The 17470-nt window shown below is 37.3% G+C and carries 13 protein-coding genes; 8 read left to right on the top strand and 5 right to left on the bottom strand.

The features are described 5' to 3' along the window. Together ACOVO2_RS11440 and ACOVO2_RS11435 are read left to right on the top strand one after the other, a co-directional pair. Positions 1-1200 (top strand): ABC transporter permease (locus ACOVO2_RS11440; RefSeq protein WP_421770099.1); only part of this gene is annotated, 1200 nt, incomplete at its 5' end. Then, positions 1193-1783: a class I SAM-dependent DNA methyltransferase gene (locus ACOVO2_RS11435; RefSeq protein ID WP_421770098.1), complete on the top strand. Its 591-nt coding sequence runs from the start codon at positions 1193-1195 to the stop codon at positions 1781-1783. The genes ACOVO2_RS11440 and ACOVO2_RS11435, both read left to right, overlap by 8 nt. Positions 1784-1960: 177 nt before the next feature. On the opposite strand, the gene ACOVO2_RS11430 is transcribed toward ACOVO2_RS11435, so the two are convergent. Then, entirely contained in the window at positions 1961-2386 is a 426-nt protein-coding gene (locus tag ACOVO2_RS11430) for a hypothetical protein (protein WP_421770097.1), read from the bottom strand. Between the two features lie 40 nt (positions 2387-2426). Here ACOVO2_RS11430 and ACOVO2_RS11425 point away from each other — a divergent pair, with 40 nt between their 5' ends. Then, on the top strand, positions 2427-4793 hold the full coding sequence (locus ACOVO2_RS11425; protein WP_421770096.1) for an ABC transporter permease: 2367 nt from the start codon (positions 2427-2429) through the stop codon (positions 4791-4793). A 256-nt stretch (positions 4794-5049) separates the two neighbouring features. Continuing rightward, the gene (locus tag ACOVO2_RS11420; RefSeq protein ID WP_421770095.1) at positions 5050-6321 is read left to right on the top strand and encodes a DUF937 domain-containing protein; all 1272 of its coding nucleotides are present in this window, start codon (positions 5050-5052) and stop codon (positions 6319-6321) included. Between the two features lie 103 nt (positions 6322-6424). Here ACOVO2_RS11420 and ACOVO2_RS11415 read toward each other — a convergent pair whose 3' ends face one another. Together ACOVO2_RS11415 and ACOVO2_RS11410 are read right to left on the bottom strand one after the other, a co-directional pair. Next, positions 6425-7687 (bottom strand): aminotransferase class V-fold PLP-dependent enzyme, encoded by a 1263-nt coding sequence (locus ACOVO2_RS11415; RefSeq protein WP_421770094.1) that lies wholly within the window; start codon positions 7685-7687, stop codon positions 6425-6427. Positions 7688-7778: 91 nt separating this feature from the next. Further along, entirely contained in the window at positions 7779-8480 is a 702-nt protein-coding gene (locus ACOVO2_RS11410; RefSeq protein WP_421770093.1) for a DNA alkylation repair protein, read from the bottom strand. Positions 8481-8909: 429 nt separating this feature from the next. Here ACOVO2_RS11410 and ACOVO2_RS11405 point away from each other — a divergent pair, with 429 nt between their 5' ends. Then, positions 8910-9743, top strand: a complete 834-nt coding sequence (locus tag ACOVO2_RS11405; RefSeq protein WP_421770092.1) for an amidohydrolase family protein — start codon at positions 8910-8912, stop codon at positions 9741-9743. Between the two features lie 282 nt (positions 9744-10025). Then, positions 10026-13112, top strand: a complete 3087-nt coding sequence (locus ACOVO2_RS11400; protein ID WP_421770091.1) for a lantibiotic dehydratase — start codon at positions 10026-10028, stop codon at positions 13110-13112. A 356-nt stretch (positions 13113-13468) separates the two neighbouring features. Here the strand turns inward: ACOVO2_RS11400 and ACOVO2_RS11395 are convergent, their stop codons facing one another. Both ACOVO2_RS11395 and ACOVO2_RS11390 read right to left on the bottom strand, forming a co-directional pair. After that, a complete protein-coding gene (locus tag ACOVO2_RS11395; RefSeq protein WP_421770090.1) occupies positions 13469-14197 on the bottom strand; it encodes a LytR/AlgR family response regulator transcription factor in 729 nt (242 codons plus the stop codon). A 176-nt stretch (positions 14198-14373) separates the two neighbouring features. After that, positions 14374-15411, bottom strand: coding sequence for a sensor histidine kinase (locus ACOVO2_RS11390; RefSeq protein ID WP_421770089.1), 1038 nt, complete (start codon positions 15409-15411; stop codon positions 14374-14376). A 427-nt stretch (positions 15412-15838) separates the two neighbouring features. Here ACOVO2_RS11390 and ACOVO2_RS11385 point away from each other — a divergent pair, with 427 nt between their 5' ends. Then, the gene (locus tag ACOVO2_RS11385) at positions 15839-16774 is read left to right on the top strand and encodes a lanthionine synthetase LanC family protein (protein ID WP_421770088.1); all 936 of its coding nucleotides are present in this window, start codon (positions 15839-15841) and stop codon (positions 16772-16774) included. Positions 16775-16813: 39 nt separating this feature from the next. Continuing rightward, a complete protein-coding gene (locus ACOVO2_RS11380) occupies positions 16814-17449 on the top strand; it encodes a LuxR C-terminal-related transcriptional regulator (protein WP_421770087.1) in 636 nt (211 codons plus the stop codon). The last annotated feature ends 21 nt before the right edge of the window (positions 17450-17470 follow it).

Here is a 17470-nt window from a genome sequence, read left to right as displayed (position 1 = left end):
AATATCATTGAGGTTTTGAAGGGTAAACTGAAAGTAAACACCAAATCGGGCGGCCTACGAAATACGCTCATTATCGTGCAGTTTAGTATCGCTATCATGCTGATCAGCAGTACTATAATTATTTGGAATCAGATTGATTTCGTGCGAAACAAACCTTTGGGTTTCGATGAAGCACAAGTGATAAGTATTCCTATCGGACACGAAATAAAAGGCACAAAAGTGCTTGATTATATGCGAAATAAACTCGCCAATCGGCCACAAATTGTGAGCATAACTGGGGCCGATATTAACATTGGTCGAGGAAAAGATAATTCGATGTCGCAGTCGGGATACGGCTTTGAATATGAAGGCAAAACGTATCATACTAATGGCCTCAATATTGATTACGATTATATCAAAACACTTGGACTGACACTGGTGACCGGCCGAGATTTCTCTCCTGAATTTCCTTCGGATAAATCACGCAGTATTGTTATCAACGAAACAATGGCCAAAGAATTAGGTTTCAATAAGCCCACAGTAGCCGCTGCCATTGGCAAAAATATTCCGATAGGTGATAGTTTAGGACAAACCATCGTGGGCGTTGTGAAAGATTATCACTTCGAATCGCTCAAAAACAAAATTGCTTCAATGACCTTTTTCTTGCAAAACGATTTCGGATATAATTATGTATTCGTAAAAATTGCACCCAATGCCGCTCCCAAAGAAACAATGGATTTATTGGCCAAAGTTTATAAAGAAATTGCCCCAAAATCTGAGTTCCAAGGCTCATTTTTAGATGAAAATACCAACAATCAGTACCGAAAAGAAGAGCGTTTTTCGCAAATAATTATGAGTGCGGCAGTGTTGGCTATTGTGCTTTCTTGCATGGGCTTGTTTGCTATTGCTATCATGATGATTTCCCGCCGCACCAAAGAAATTGGTATCCGTAAAGTGTTGGGTGCGAGTATTCCGAGTTTAGTGATGTTGCTATCAAAAGAGTTTTTGATTTTGGTGGCAATCGCTATCGTAATCGCCTCACCAATAGCCTATTACGCAATGGATAAATGGCTCACAGATTTTGAATATCGCATTGATATTGGTTGGCAAATCTTCGCACTTGCTGGTTGCGTAGCCGTGATAATTGCCTTACTGACAGTGAGTTATCAAGCCATAAAAGCGGCTTTGATGAACCCAGTAAAAAGCCTAAAAAGTGAATAAAGAATCATATAACAAAATAGCCAATATTTGGGCTGACTACCGCAACGAATCGTTTGTGAGTCAGCTCATCATTGATTTTGCTGAAAAGCTACATCCACAAGCGAAAGTCTTGGATGTTGGTTGCGGAACGGGCGTACCAGTGGCACGTTTTTTAGCCGAAAAAGGACTCCTCGTTACGGGAATTGATGCTGCCGAAAAAATGATAGAAATAGCTCTTTCGCATCAAATTCATAATGCTCAGTTGATGGTTTCTGATTTTTTTGATTTCCAGCCACAAGAAACTTTCGACGGCATTTTGGCTTGGGATTCGTTCTTTCATTTTCCGAAAAAAAGTCAAGAACTCATTTACCCAAAAGTGGCTCAAATGCTCCATTCGGGTGGATATTTGCTCTTTACGCATGGCGATGTTGACGACGAACACACCAATCCAATGATGGGAGAGGAGTTTTATTACAGTGCCATTCCTAAAGAAAAAATCAAGAAATTGCTCGAAGAAAACGGGCTTGAGTTGATTTATATGTACAAAGATTATATGGAAAAAGGCACCGACCGAGGATTGGTGGTTTTAGCCCAAAAACGATAAAATTATGATACGCAATGGATAAATGGCTAACAGATTTTGAGTATCGTATTGATATTGGCTGGCAAATCTTCGCACTGGCTGCTTACGTAGCTGCACTAATTACCTTATTAACAGTGGGTTATCAAGCCATAAGAGCAGCTTTGATGAACCCAGTGAAAAGTCTAAAATCGGAGTACATTATAAGAGATTTGCTAAATCCATGTCGAGAATATTTGAATATGAAACATCAACATGAGCTAAGCCAATACCTTTTTGATATTTTGACCAAAGCCCACGAACATAATCATAAATGAAGCCTTCTTCGATGCCATAATCGTTTTCCTCAATTAAGCGAATGATTTTTTTGAGGTCATTATTCAAACCATTGGGGTGGCAAATTTCAATGATGATAGGTGTGCGAAATGTTTCATTATCATAAAGCATGATGTCAGGAACTGGACTTGCTTGACCTTCATCAATTTGAGTTTCGGGCAAAGGTTCAAGCGATATTTCGTGTTGGTGGTAAAACAGATGACCCAAACTTGCTGTCAATTTACTAATGATTCGCTGATGTGCTTTGGGTGCATTAATGCCCATTTCTAAAAGTGTTTCAGGATAGTACATAATGAAATTGTTTTTTCAAAGTTACTAAAAAATTAACTAAATGCTAAAAAACTACTTAAAAATAGCCCTACGAAACCTCTGGAAAAACAAGCTTTTTTCCTTTATCAATATCATGGGTTTGGGCTTGGCTATTCCGTTTGCCCTCATGGCTTTGATGCAGCTACAAGGCTCTTTTGAGTTTGATAATTTTCACCCAAATTCTGATAAAATTTTCAGAATCATTACCGACGAAAAAAGCAACGAAAAAGGTGTGTCGCATTATGCTTCATCGCCTTATTTATTGGCCGATAATTTGCGAAATAACTATACTTCGGTCGAAAAAGCCACCAAAGTTGTGCGTCAATTTGGCTGGGAATTAAATAATCGACTGAAAAATATTCATGTAAACACGATTTATGTCGAACCAACTTTTTTTGAAATATTCGGTTTTCGCTTAGCCAAAGGTTCTATTCCTACCGAACCTAATAGCTTGATTTTGAGCCACGAAACTTCCCAAAAGTTTTTTAATGATGCCAATCCAATCGGGCAATTCCTGACACACCCAACTTATGGTTCATTTAAGATTACAGGTGTTTTAAAGCCATTCAAAAGGGGTACCCAGTTTCGTAGCGATGTGATGGTATCAATGGCTACTTACGAGAAATTCAATGCCGACCAACTAAAACCAAGTTCATGGGCAAAATTAGAAACCCACACATTCGTAAAACTTGCCCCTAATGCCCAACCGCAAGCACTCGATTTGGCTTTGGTAGAAATCTCGAAGAAATCCAATACTTTTCTTTCAGCGGCCAAAAAGACCAATAGTTTCCGGAAGCAAGCTTTAGTCGATGTTTCTCCCAACACCGAAGACCTACGCTACAACCCTTATGTAGAAGATTTGCAGGATATTTACTTCAATTTTACGATTCCGTTCATGATTTTGCTTTTGGCGGGTTTCAATTATACTAATCTTACGTTGGCAAGGTCGTTGAGTCGCTCGAAAGAAGTGGGCGTGCGTAAAGTTATGGGAGCTTTGCGAAGCCAAATAATACTCCAATTTATTGCCGAGGCAATCCTGATTGCCTTTTTCTCACTCTTAGTTGGGGTTGTAATATTACAAATCCTGAAATCATCTATTCATATCAGTTGGGTAACTTGGGAAGTAGAAAACCAAACGCTTATTTGGTGTGCTTTTATAGTCTTTACGTTGTTTGTGGGTGTTTTGGCGGGCAGTTTGCCAGCTTGGATTTTATCAAGTTTTCAGCCTGTAAAAGTACTTAAAGGCAACATTTTGCCTGCAACATTTGGCAAAATTGGTTTTCGTAAAGTGTTGATAGTCATACAGTTTGTGGTATCGTTGGGCTTCATCTTTTTTATGGGTCATTTCTACAATCAGTTTAAGTACATGGCTACCGAAAACGATAATTTTAATCGAAAAGGCATTTTCAACATGTCACTTTCCGATAAAAACTATGCTCTGTTGGTAGATGAAATTGCGGCCAATAAAAATGTCGAAAAAATAGGAATGGTCTCTGTGCCTTTTGGCGGAATCTCGACCGAATATGCCATTAAATCAAAACCCAAAGACGAAAACATAGCTTCGTATTATTATGCTGCCGATGCCAATTTTATTGACAACATGCAATTAACGATTTTGGCAGGAAACAATTTGCCAGTTTCTAAGTCCGACTCGGCCACTAACTTTGTTTTGCTCAATGAGCGTGCCGTCGAAAGGTTGCGTTTAGGTACACCACAAGAGGCCATTGGCAAAGCTATTTTCTTGAATAATTCGGCTACTGCATCGCAAATTGTGGGGGTTGTCAAAGATTTCTGTCATTTCAATTATCAATTTGAAAAACAACCTGTAGTTTTTCAATATAATCCTGCTCAGTTTGCTGTAATGGCAATCAGAACCAATGCTAAGGCCCCCAAAGAAACATTTCTGGCCGAAATGCAAAGCATTTGGAAGAAACACTATCCTTATCAGCAAATGGGTTATTCGTGGTTTGAACAAGACCTTTACGAACGCTATTACCCCGCCGAAGATATGAAAATGATGGGCATGGCAGCACTTGTAATAATTGTCATTGCTGTAATGGGTTTGCTGGGAATGGTTACGTATAGCACCGAAAAACGTATCAAAGAAATCGGAATTCGTAAGGTAATGGGAGCATCGGTTTGGGAAATTGTGAAAATTTTGTCGTGGAGTTTTATGAAATTGCTCATTTGGGCGGGTGTTATAGCCATTCCGATTGGCCTTGCCGAAAACTGGGCTCTGGATAATTTATTTACTTATTACGCTGGGCTGAATGTTGGTTTGATGGGCGTATTTTTCATCTCAGTTTTTATTGTTGCCACTTTCACAATTGGCTACTATGCCATTCGAGCAGCCAACTTAAATCCTGTAAATAGTTTGAGGTCGGAGTAGGGGTGGTTTGATTTAATTTCAATGCAGAATTGGTTTGCCATAAAAAAAGCGAAGCAATTCTGCATTTTTTTATGGCATAGAATCCCATTTTTTGCTTATTTCAATTTAAAATATTTACCTAATTTTCGTCGTTTCATTATCAAGCGGATATATAATATTTTAAGCATGCTTGACTTTGGGCATAGTTTTTGATCAATTCAGCATATATTAAAAAAGCCTCCCAAAAACTATTTATTAATCACGAATTTTCAACTTTATGGACATACTTGGACTCATCAAAGACAAATTGACTGATTCTGTCATAGAGAAAGTTAGTAACTTTTTAGGCGAACACCCAGAAAATATTGGCTCAGCGTTAAATGGTGCTGTACCGATTGTATTGGGTGGAATCATGCGGAATGCTTCTAACGACGAAGAAACAGGAAAAGTGATGGATGTCTTGAAAGATGGTGGTCACACAGGGGAAATCCTTGATGATTTACCCAACTTATTAGGGAATTTTGATAAAACGCAACTGTTAATTACGATTGGCTCTAATATTTTTAATCATTTTGCAGGAAGTAAAGGTAATTCTATTGTAGAAAAATTATCAATACTAACTGGTATTCGCAAAACTTCGGCATCTTCGTTGGTAGGTTTGGCCGCTCCCTTGGTTTTGGGGGCTTTGGGTAAAGTTGTCAATAAGGAAGGTCTTGGGGTTTCGGGATTATCAAGACTCTTGGTCGATCAGCGGGAGTCTGTTTTTGGAGCTTTACCTCCGGCTATTGCCAATCAACTTAATTTCAAGAGCTCAGATCCAGCAGTCAAGCCACAAACCGATGAAAAAATAAAAGAAACAAAAAAAGAGCCGACCGACAACCAAGGTATTTTATCTTGGATTCCGTGGGTATTAGTTGGATTGGTATTCTTGGCAGGGTTGGCCTACTTCTGGAAATACCGTAAGACCGTAAAGCCTGCCGAACCAACGGCCGAGGTTGGTGTTCTGCCCAAACAAGATTCAACATTCTCTGATAATGGCACTCCATCTGTAAGTAGTCCGGCTGATACAGTCAGCGGTTTTTCGGATACTGAGTCTAAACCTTTTGGCCAAGAAACAAATACAACCAAAGAAGATCCGATAAATGGAGAAAAGGTAGAAGATTCTAAGCCCCTCGACAAAAAAAATGAAGAACTGGGCAAAGATGAAAAGAAGATAACTTTTGATAATATATTTGCAAATCAACCAATTGAGGAGCAGTTGAAAAATACCAAAGCTTGGATTTCGTTGAATACTAATTTTAAGAATAATAGTGCAGAAATAAGCTCAAAAGGTGATTTAGATGCAGTAGTGAAATACTTGAAAACTAATCGTAAAACAAAAATTACGATTGCTGGTGGCTCACAAAGCTCGAAAGGAACACTCGGTGAAGACCGTGCCTATGCCATCAGAGAAGTTTTGCTTGAAAGAGGCATAAGTGAGAGCCAAATTTCGATTCAGAGTTCATCAGTAAAAGATGTTGACTCGAAAGTTGTATTAAAAGTGAAATGATTTTTTCGTACGAACGTCCAATCTGGACGTTCGATAGTATATTCAACGATATTTCAATGTCGGCAAGGTTCTCAAAACCTTGCCGACGTTTTTTATGGTAGTTTTAAGCCGCCAATTCTTTCAATGCAGCTACAAACTTATCTAATTCGGCGGTCGAAGTATAAACATTTGGCGTAATTCGGCAGCCTTGCACATTGGCATAATCAATAGCTACCGTCCAAATTTTATATTTATCCAGGAGTGTTTTTGCTAAATCACCGGGCTTGATGGTCTTGATTCCTACATTTGCAATGCCACAAGCACGCTTCGCATCGGCTGGAGTATTCAGCACAATATTTGGTATATTTCGCACTTGTTTTGTCCAATATTCTTGCAGATAACGCAACCTTGCTTCTTTGCGTTCGATACCAATCTTTTGGTGAAAATCAATGGCGTGGCTTATCGTGAGATCAGTATGTACAGGGTGCGTACCCGTATGATTCAGTTTCCTAATATCATCATCCTGATAACCCATATCGCCAAACATTTGCCAAAGTTTGCTGATTTTATCTTTTTTTACGTACAAAAGTCCGGCACCGAGTGGCACACTGAGCCATTTGTGCAGGCTACTTCCGTAATAATCACAGCCTAAATCGCTGATTTTATATTCAATGTGTGCCAAGGCATGAGCTCCATCAACCATCACATCCACACCTTTGGCATGAGCCATATCACAGATTTTTCGGATTGGTAAAATATGCCCCGTAATATTTATCATGTGGCAAACCATCAGTAGGCGAGTTTTCGGCGTAATGGCTTTTTCGTAGATTTCTACAATTTCCTCGTCAGATTTTGGATGATTCGGAATCGACACAATTTTATTCACAATGCCATATCGACGTGCTTGTAGCTTAAACATATCGAGCATTGCACCGTAATCTTGCATGGCCATCACGGCCTCATCACCTGCTTTCCAGTCGTATCCTGCTATCACCGTATCGAGCGATTCGGTCGTGTTTCTGGTAATTATCAATTCTTCTACCGAACATCCCGCCAGAGCCGCCAGTTTTTTGCGGGCTTCGGTTTTATCATCAAATTGTCGAGTACGCATATAATAGGATGCTTGAAAATTGATTTCTCGTACATTGCCAATATATGCTTCTAAGGTTTCTTGCGGAGCAAAAGAGTAATAACCGTTTTCGAGATTGATATAATCAGGCTTGATGCGGTAAGCTTTTCTGATTTCTGCCCAAAAATCTTCGTTTTGTGCCAGATTTTCGGGCATTTGTTGCCCAAATCTCGTCAGTGTTTTATCAAAGCTTTTTCCAAAAGAAGGCAAAGCAAGGCTCGAAGCAGTAAGGGTTTTGATGAATTGACGTTTGTTCATTGAAGTAGTTTTTAGTGTTTTAAGAGTTAGGGTTTATAAGAAACTATAAATTACTACCGTAGACCGTGGACTATCGACTATCGACCTTGGACTATTTAAGTGTCATGAAATACTTTTTTCGCTCATCACTCATTTTTTCAATGGCGTATCTGAGAGCTGTACGAGGGATTCTGCCAATATTTTGCTCTAAGAATGCCTCCACTGGTTCGTCTGCTCCCTTTTTCCAAGCTTCACGCAGCATCCAACCAACGGCTTTATGAATCAAATCGTGCTTGTGCGAAAGCAGAATTTCGGATATTCTGAGGGTGTCCAAAAACTGTTTTTTATTGATAAAATAGTGGGTAGCAATGATAGCAATACGCTGAGTCCAGAGGTGTTCGGTGCGAGCCATATCATATAAAACGCTTCGGTCTTTATCGAATAAATAAAACCCTACAACATCTCGGGCCGAGCAATCGACCAAATCCCAGTTATTTATTCTATACGCATTATCTAAATAAAAATCATAAATTTCGCTACGTTTCTCGGCTGTTTTGGCTTTTTTCATTTGTTCGACCAAAATTATCAAAGCGGCCATTCGATACTCATGAATTTCGCTATCCAATAATTCTTGTAATGCATCAAATTTCAACGAAACGTATTTCTTGCAAACTGCCCGTAAATCAGGATTTGTTACACCTATAAAAACATCGCCTTCGCCATATTGGCCTTTGCCAGTTTTGAAAAACCACGCAGAAGCTTCGGCTCGTTGGGGCGTAGCAATGGCCTGTAAGTCGTCAGTGATTGTTTGCATATTTGTTGTGGAACAAAGCTCCGATTTGTTCATTAAAGAAATAAAAAAGTTTTTTACTTTGAAGAAGAGAGCTAAAAATGTAGCTTAAAAATAAGGATTTTTTTGTGAATTATCACCGATAAAAATAAAGAAAGGCTATGGGTAAAGCTCCCATAGCCTTTTCTACTACTAAATCCACACAACTTTGAATCAAAAATAGAGACTTTAATTGAATTATGCAAGAGTTTATTAGTAAAAAAATAGATAATAGATAAAATTAATGCAATTTTTTGTTTATATTATACTATTATTGTCTTTGTTTAGCACAATAACTATTTTTTTTGATTAAAAAAAAGGCTTTTCAACTCGCTAAATAGTGCATAGATAATAATTTAGCTTTGCTTATTAGTTGCCAATTGGATTCAATAACTTTGAGAAAAATTTTATTAAATGAGTATTGATTCTCACCAACATTTTTGGGCTTTCGACCCTAACCGTGACTCGTGGATTACTGATGATATGTCGGTTATTCAGCGAAACTTTTACCCCGAAGATTTACAACCCACTTTACAGCAAAATGGCATTGAGGCTTGCGTAGCCGTACAAGCCGACCAAAGTTTAGCAGAAACAAGATTTCTACTCGATTTGGCCGCTAAAAATGATTTCGTAAAGGCAGTGGTGGGTTGGATTGACCTCCAAGCCGATGATATTGACGAACAACTAAGCGAATGGAAATCAGAGAAAAAACTGGCGGGTTTTAGGCACGTTTTGCAAGCCGAACCCGACACTGAGTATATGCTTCGTCCCAATTTTTTGCGTGGCATTTCGAAGCTAAAAAAATATGGGTTCACCTACGATGTTCTTATTTTTCCGAAACATTTGGCTACTGCCCAAAAATTTGTGGCTCAGTTTCCTGACCAGCCTTTTGTGCTTGACCATATCGCTAAGCCCTACATAAAAGCAGGTTTGATTGATGAATGGGAAAGAGATATCAGAGCTTTGGCAAGATTTGAAAACCTACAATGCAAAGTGTCGGGTATCATAACTGAAGCCGATTGGAAAAATTGGACTTATGAGCAAATAAAACCCTATTTAGAGGTGGTTTTTGATGCCTTCGGAACCGACAGGATCATGTTTGGCTCTGATTGGCCAGTATGCTTAGTTGCGGGCGAATACAGCCAAGTAAAGGAAATTATTGACACTTATACAAAAGGTTTTTCTGCTTCAGAAAAAGCCAAGGTTTTTGGCGAAAACGCAGCAAGGTTTTATGGAATTTCTGAATGATTGGTACATATTACTGAGAAATTAGATCTATTTAAAACACGCTAAGTAATGGTGAGAAGAAAATTGATAATATTTTTTCGCCACGGAGTTAATCAGAGTTTTAAAAAAACGGAGTTCTACAGCGTTTTCTTTTTTTCGTGAAACTCCGTGTTGTTCTTTACGTACCTCTGTGGCGACTGTCGATACGGTAAAATATTGTCAATTAAATAGTTTCTTATACTTGGCCACACTAGTCTTATAATTTCGTATGGGGGGGGCTATTTAATTGAGTCGAAAAATATTATGTCTTATCACTTTCACAAAAATGTAATTATCCGAAATCCACGAAATTCGTTTAACACCGATTTCGATGAAACTTTTTTTCTTGAAAAAATAAAGGAGGAATCCTTTTTAGAAGCAATTTATTTGGCTTCACCGAGCTTATACGAAGCCTGTATTCGATGGAAAGAAGGTAAAGTTTTGGATAAGAAGGAATTACAGAAAATACTTTTCTCACTCGCCAAATACGCATCACGCATGAGCAATCGTTGTACGCCATTTGGTTTGTTTGCGGGGGTATCGGTGGCTAAGTGGGGAGAAGAAACCAAGGCATATATAACAGCTAATCCTACTCGCTATACTCGCTTAGATATGCACTTCTTGTGTGCATTGGCACAAAGGCTTGCTTTGCTGCCATTAGTGCGGCAAAAGCTCACTTATTTTCCGAATAGTAGTATTTACTTTTTAAATGATGAGGTTCGATATATTGAATATTTATACAAAAACGGAACTCGAGTACATCAAATTAGTTCGGTAATTCAAAACGAGTACATTGACTTAGTAATCAAAGCAACAACCCATGGGTTATCTTTTACGAAACTCATAGACCTATTGGTAGGAGATGAAATAAGCTACGAAGATGCAAACAGTTTTATCAACGATCTGATTGATTCTCAATTATTGGTAAGTGAGCTCGACCCCGCAATCACCGGCGAAGAGTTTACTTATCAACTCATAGAAATCCTAGACCGAATCAATATTGATAACGACGAAACGATTAACTTTTACAGCAATTCTCTTAAAAATATCCAGCATAAACTAAGCAAGATTGATACACTGCCAAACAACAGCATAAAATCATACAAAGACATCATTGAATTAATCAGACCGCTCGGGGTTAGTTTTGAAGAAAATCATTTATTCCAGACCGATATGGTTATGGGCCTAGCAGAAGGGGCATCGGTCAGTGCCAAGCTACAACAAGATATTATTCAAACAATTGGGCAGATTGCTAATTTTAATGAAAAAAATATAAATACAAACCTAGATTCGTTTGCCAAACGTTTTTACGAACGCTACGAAGATCAAGAAATTTCGCTTCCAATTGCTCTGGATTCGGAGGTAGGTATCGGATACTTAGAAAAAAACACTTATGATTTCACACCACTCGTCGAAGGGATAGTTTTGCCAAATAAAGACAATGAAACCGCAATAAAATTAAGTAAAGTACAAGAATTGCTATTCAGAAAAATAAGAGAAGCCAATGAGCAAAAACTATACGAAATAGCGTTTGATGAAGCAGATTTACCAATCAAACAAACCGTTTGGAGTGAGTTGCCTCCATCGTTATCTGTTATGTTTCGCTTATTAAACGAAAACGAAATTTTATTGGAAAGTATCGGTGGTTCGAGTGCTGCTTACTTACTGGGTCGATTTGCACATGTCGATGTTCAGATCAAATCAATGGTTCGAGAGATAACCGCAGAAGAACAAAAGCACAATGAAGAGATAATTTTTGCCGAAATCATCCATCTTCCCGAAAGCCGCACAGGTAATATATTGCTACACCCTGCTTTCCGGAACTATGAAATTCCGTACTTAGCAAAATCTTCGCTTAGTGATGAACACCAGCTTAGAATTGATGACTTATTGGTTTCAGTAAGAAACGGCCAGATAGTTCTGAGGTCAAAACGCTTGAATAAAATCGTAGTTCCGAGATTAAGTAATGCTCATAACTATTCGTATCACTCGCTTCCGATTTATCAGTTTTTGTGTGAATTACAGCATCAAAATAAACTGACGAGTATCGGCTTTGACTGGGGTATCATTGCCAACCTATACACATTTTTACCTCGTGTACGTATCAAAAACGTAATTTTAGAAGTGGCTACTTGGAAATTCACTAAAAAAGATTTCGACTTCCTCAATTCATCGGAAAATGAAAACACAATGGTCGCTTTTAATCAATTTACTCAAAAATGGAATTTACCACGTTACTTTGTTTTGGCAGAAAGCGATAACGAATTATTGATTGATGCTGAGAATGAGTTATTGGTGGGTGCATTTATAGATACGATTAAAAATAGAGAAAAAATTACGCTAAAGGAAGTATTACTTCATAAAAACGAAGGAATTAAAAGTATTGATAATCAATTGTTTAGTAATCAGATAGTGGCGGCTTTGGTGGCCGATCAATCAAGTTTTTCTTCTAAGTTACCCCAAAAAGAGACTTTTGATATACAACGCACGTTTAGTTTAGGGTCTGAATGGCTTTATTTCAAGATTTATTGTGGCATAAAAACCGCCGATAAAATTTTGCTGGAAACAATTGAGCCAATAGTTACAGAGGCTGAGGCAAAAAAACTAATTGATCAATGGTTTTTTATTCGTTACGATGACCCACATTTTCATTTGCGTGTACGTTTTCACCTGACAGACATAAATCGTATCGGTGAATTATTACAGATTTATCACCAGAAAATGAGTCAGATGGAGGCAAATGGGCTTGTTTGGAAAATGCAAGCAGATACCTACCAGAGAGAAGTAGAGCGATACGGAAATAATGCTATCACACTCGCAGAGGGTATATTTTGTGTAGATAGTGCCGCGGTTTTTAAGTTTTTATCCGCAACCATTGGTGATGAACGAGAGCAGCTCCGTTGGATTTTTGCTCTAAAGGCCATTGATAGATTACTTGATTCTTTCGGGTATGAAGCCGAGCAGAAAATAAATTTAATTGCTGCTTTGAAAGAAGGTTTTGCTACAGAATTTGGTATGGAGCAGGGTCTTAAATCTCAGTTAGATAAACGTTATCGAGAATATCGTCAGGCTATTGTATCTTTCGATAATGAATACTCAGAATTATTGAATATTCTAGAAGAAAGAAAAGAAAAAATTGCTCCAATTGCGGTAAATATCTTAGGTCTGAAGGCCAATGATACCCTTCAGGTTGATCTCAATAATCTACTCAGTAGTTACATTCACATGACTGTCAATCGCTTAATAAGCTCTAACCAGCGTTTGCATGAGCTGGTGATATATGATTTTCTTTACAGACAATACTTATCAGATTTAGCTCGAAAGAAAAGCCACGCTAAAAAAAGGGTATAATACTCAAAAATAGTTGGTAAAATGTATGATTATTAAATGTAAGTTGCTAATAATCAGCTGTTTGTATTGTGTTTTTTAAAGAGGCGGTCTCAAAAGTTTTCTTCACAAAAGAATATTTGGATAGCATTTGACCGAGCGTCGGCCGCCTCACCCTCTCAATCTTCTTCCCCTCGCAGGAGAGGGAGATTGAGAGGGTGAAGTGATTTGCAGCATATTATTTGGTTGATTTTACTTTTAAGACAGCCTCTTTTTGGTATCATGAAAATAGAAAAAAAGCGATGCTGGGCCTGTTAATCTTTAGAAATTATTAGCCCCTGCTCCTGAAGGATGTATCACCATTAATTTTTGCGAGTAATCTACTTAGAGTTGAGCATGTTTTTCTTGAATCTTTCTAAAACCAAAGTACGAAATTTATCTCCCAGCGGAATTCTGGGGAAGCCTTTCAAAATTATTTCATTACCATCAATAGCTTTGATTGCATTTATAGAAACGATGTAGGAGCGATGTACTCTTATAAATTCGTTGTTTGGTATTTTTTTTTCTATATCGCCGATGCCAATATAAGTAACTACCTTGCTATTGTCGGTCAGAAAAATAGAAATATAATTGAGCATACCTTCTATATAGACAATTTGGTCGAACTCTACCTTTTGAAGCTTGCCTTTATGCTCGGTTTTCAATAATAAAAACTCAAGTTCGGTGTTATTCTTTTCATTATCTACTTCTTTGTTGATGATATTAAAAACTTTCTCTACACCTTTCAAAAACCTTTCAAACGGAATGGGTTTCATTAAGTAATCTACTACAGGTGAGTGTTCGTAGCTATCGACAGCATATTGCGAGTAGGCGGTTGTCAGGATGACCTTCGATTTTATTGCCGATGTTTGAAGAAACTGCATACCTGTGAGCTTAGGCATTTGGATATCCAGAAAAATCAAATCAACTTCTTGCTGTTTCAAGAACGACATGGCATTGATCGGATTATCAAAGGTACCGACAACTTCTAAATACGGAATGTCACTGGCGTATTTGGCTAATAGATTAACGGCTGAAGGTTCATCATCGATGATGATACATGTAATCATAAATTTAAAAAGATAATTTGATAAAAGCTATAACATACAGACACAAAACATTTTGCAGCTTGACTTATAATTGTTTATCTTAATTAAATTTTGGGTACGTTTTTACTTACTTCAAAGGTAATTTTTTTATTCCATTTTTTATTAAAAAACAAGCGAAAATATCGGATAAAACACAATTAAACTTCAATAAAAAGTTCGACCGTGAAGGAATCTTCATTATCCAAAATTTTTAGTGAATGACGCTCTTTATACATTAGAGCTAATCGTTGTTTGGCATTAGTTAAACCAGTTTTTGTCGATGGCATTGGGGGCAGATTATTGGCTTTTTTATTGAAAATTTTAAAGTTAAAACTTGTTTCCGTGATGGTTGTTTCGATAGAAAGAGGGTACTTGTCATCATATAGGTCGCCGTATTTAAATGCATTGTCGACAAACGAAATCAGTATCAGAGGTGGGATGGATGTATAAGTAGCTAAAGACCTGCCCTCGGTAATCATGCTGATGTTAAGGGCATTATGAAATCTCATTTGCTGAATTTGAATAAAATTCTCTATGTGCTTTAGTTCACTTTCAATAGGAGTATGCTGCTGAGTGCTTGAAACTGTGGTTACGTATCGCATCATCTCGGATAGTGTCATCAGCGATTTGGCGAGTTTATCAGATACCATTACAGCTTCTGAATAAATAAAATTAAGTGTATTGAATAAGAAATGCGGGTTTATTTGGGCCTGTAAGAAAGCTAATTCGGCACTGATACGGGCTTTTTCTTGTAAAAAAACATCTTTTTGTAGTTTTGCTCTTTCTTTTTGAAGCGAAATAGAATGCAGAAAAAACCAATAACAATATGAATAAATGAGGTAGTTAAAAAACAACCAAATACTTTCGATGTAAAGCTTTTTGGGTTCTAGCCTATCAAAAAATATATCGGGTATTCCGAGTACATCAAAGAGATAAAATTTATAAAAATACCTTATAGCTACATAAATGAGGAGCATCGTAGCGGTGATAGATATAATTACCAAAAAACGCCTTTGTGGTATCAGAATCCTCAAAATATATGCATTGAGATAGAAAAAGGTAATGATGGGTAGATAGTTTAGGATTGTCCGCCAGATAAACTTACTATCTAAATAGCCTTCCAAAAAATACAGGAAATGGATGTAGATTAGGAAGGCTATCCAACACACAACATGAAACCCAATACGCTTTTTCATAGGTTTATCGAAGAACTTCATAAGATTAAATATGCTTAAAAACTCTATCGAAAGAGCTATTTAATATAGTAAAAAATGCTGTAAATATAATTTAATTTTTTGTTTCACCTCATTATTGCAGTTTTGGATCGAAATAAAACTTCCAACCTAGTTAAAAACACATAAGCAATGAAAAACTCAAACACTACTACCGCCAAGCTAGCATTCAAAAAATCAACAATTGTTAAATTTCATACACCGCAGTTTTTAACTGATAATAATCGTAGCAGTGCATTAAAGACAGTTGTATAGTTTTAACAATTTCGTGGTGAGGAAACTCACCACGAAAAATCATTTAGAAGAAATGAATTCCGTTGGGCAATATTATTTTTCGTATAGATTTCAACATACTCAAGCAGAAGAAGTTCTTGCGTATATATACGAACTGATGGATTCAGACGCTAAAAGCCTAACAAGCAAAGATTGGACTGAAATACTTACGGCCACACTTAGCATCAAACACGAAAATCCACAGAATACATACTTAAAAAAAATTGATGAAATACTTCTGAAAGTTGCAGTTGATAAAAGCCGTGAACACAAATTTTATTTTGCTGATGGAGTAGCTGCATTTCTCAACTATTTCAGTCGTAGCTGCCAAATAACAGGGCAAAAACAATTTTTATCCAAAATAATTGAGGAGCTTAAATGGCACGAATCCTTTATTGAGTATTACAGCGATAAATCAGATTTGAAAATTGATTTTACATTGATTAGTGGGTTAACGGGCTTACTCCTTGCCCTCTGCCATGTGAAAGAAATAGGAATTGACTCGTCATTTATAGATACAAACATACTTGAGGGTAGCCTATATATTTATAAAAATGGCTTAGAAATTGATACCGCTGAAAATCAGTTTTCGTTCTATCCGACGTATACTAACCCCAACAAAAATCAGGTATGGTTAGAAAACGTTTTAAATTTTACTCAAGGCGATTTAAACGAGGTGCTATTATTTTACAAAGTTGCCGATCTATTTTCTTTAGAAAAATATTATAAGGTAGCCAAAAATATAGGTTTTTTCACAACTACTCGAAAAACATACGAGCAAACCAAAATCAAGGACAGCTCTTTCTCGAAGGGTGCTGCCGGGCTTACAAATTATTATGGTAGTCTTTTCAAGATGACTAAGCAACCACAGTATTTGGTAGCCAAACTTTTTTGGGCGAAGCAAACGATTGAGTTCTTGAATAAAGAAATGGCCAAAGAATATTATAAAAGTAAAGAATTTGATTTGATGGATGGCTTGCTGGGTGTAATACTCACACTCGATGATTTGAATACATCCTCAGATCCTATATGGACTAGGTCTTTATTGCTTTAGTGTCATCTAATCATACTAATCTAAAAGTTTCAATTTATAATGAAAACAACAATTGCCATCGCAACACACCAACGATTATTATGTGAGTCGATAGGGTTTATCGCCGAAAACAAAAATTATGATGTAATCTGTCTGGAACAGGAAGGTAAGCGTGCTTTTCAAAAAATTAAGTGCCAACAGCCAGATATAGCATTGGTAGATTTGGATTTACCGCAGATGGGCGGGATCGAGATTTTGCAGGCAATACGCCAAGAGGCCTCCCAAACCAGATTTATTTTTTTTATTACTCAACCTGATACCCGAAAAGTATCGCAAGCCTTTAAGGTTTTTCCGCATGGTTTCTTACACATCAACGGTAGTATGATAGAAATGATGTATTGCATCAATGCTGTTAGGGAAGGGAAACCTTACTTTTCGGATAAAGTCTATGAAATATGCCAAGATTCAAACCTACGTGAGCAAGTTTTCTCGGAGCAGGTCGGGCTGTTAAGCCGCCGAGAAAAGGAGATTCTGCGGGAAGTAGCCAAAGATTTTTCAACCAAAGAAATCGCAGAGAAACTATTTATTTCTGAGAAAACCGTTGAAAACCATAAGACTCGGATAGGCGAAAAACTGAATCTTAAAGGACAAAAAGTTTTAAAAAGATTTGCTCAGAGTATTTCGGAATGGCTATAAAAGCATCACATATATTATTTC

The organism is Emticicia sp., from assembly GCF_049241225.1.
Taxonomy (GTDB): Bacteria; Bacteroidota; Bacteroidia; order Cytophagales; family Spirosomataceae; genus Emticicia.
This window is presented reverse-complemented; position numbering and strand designations above follow the sequence as displayed.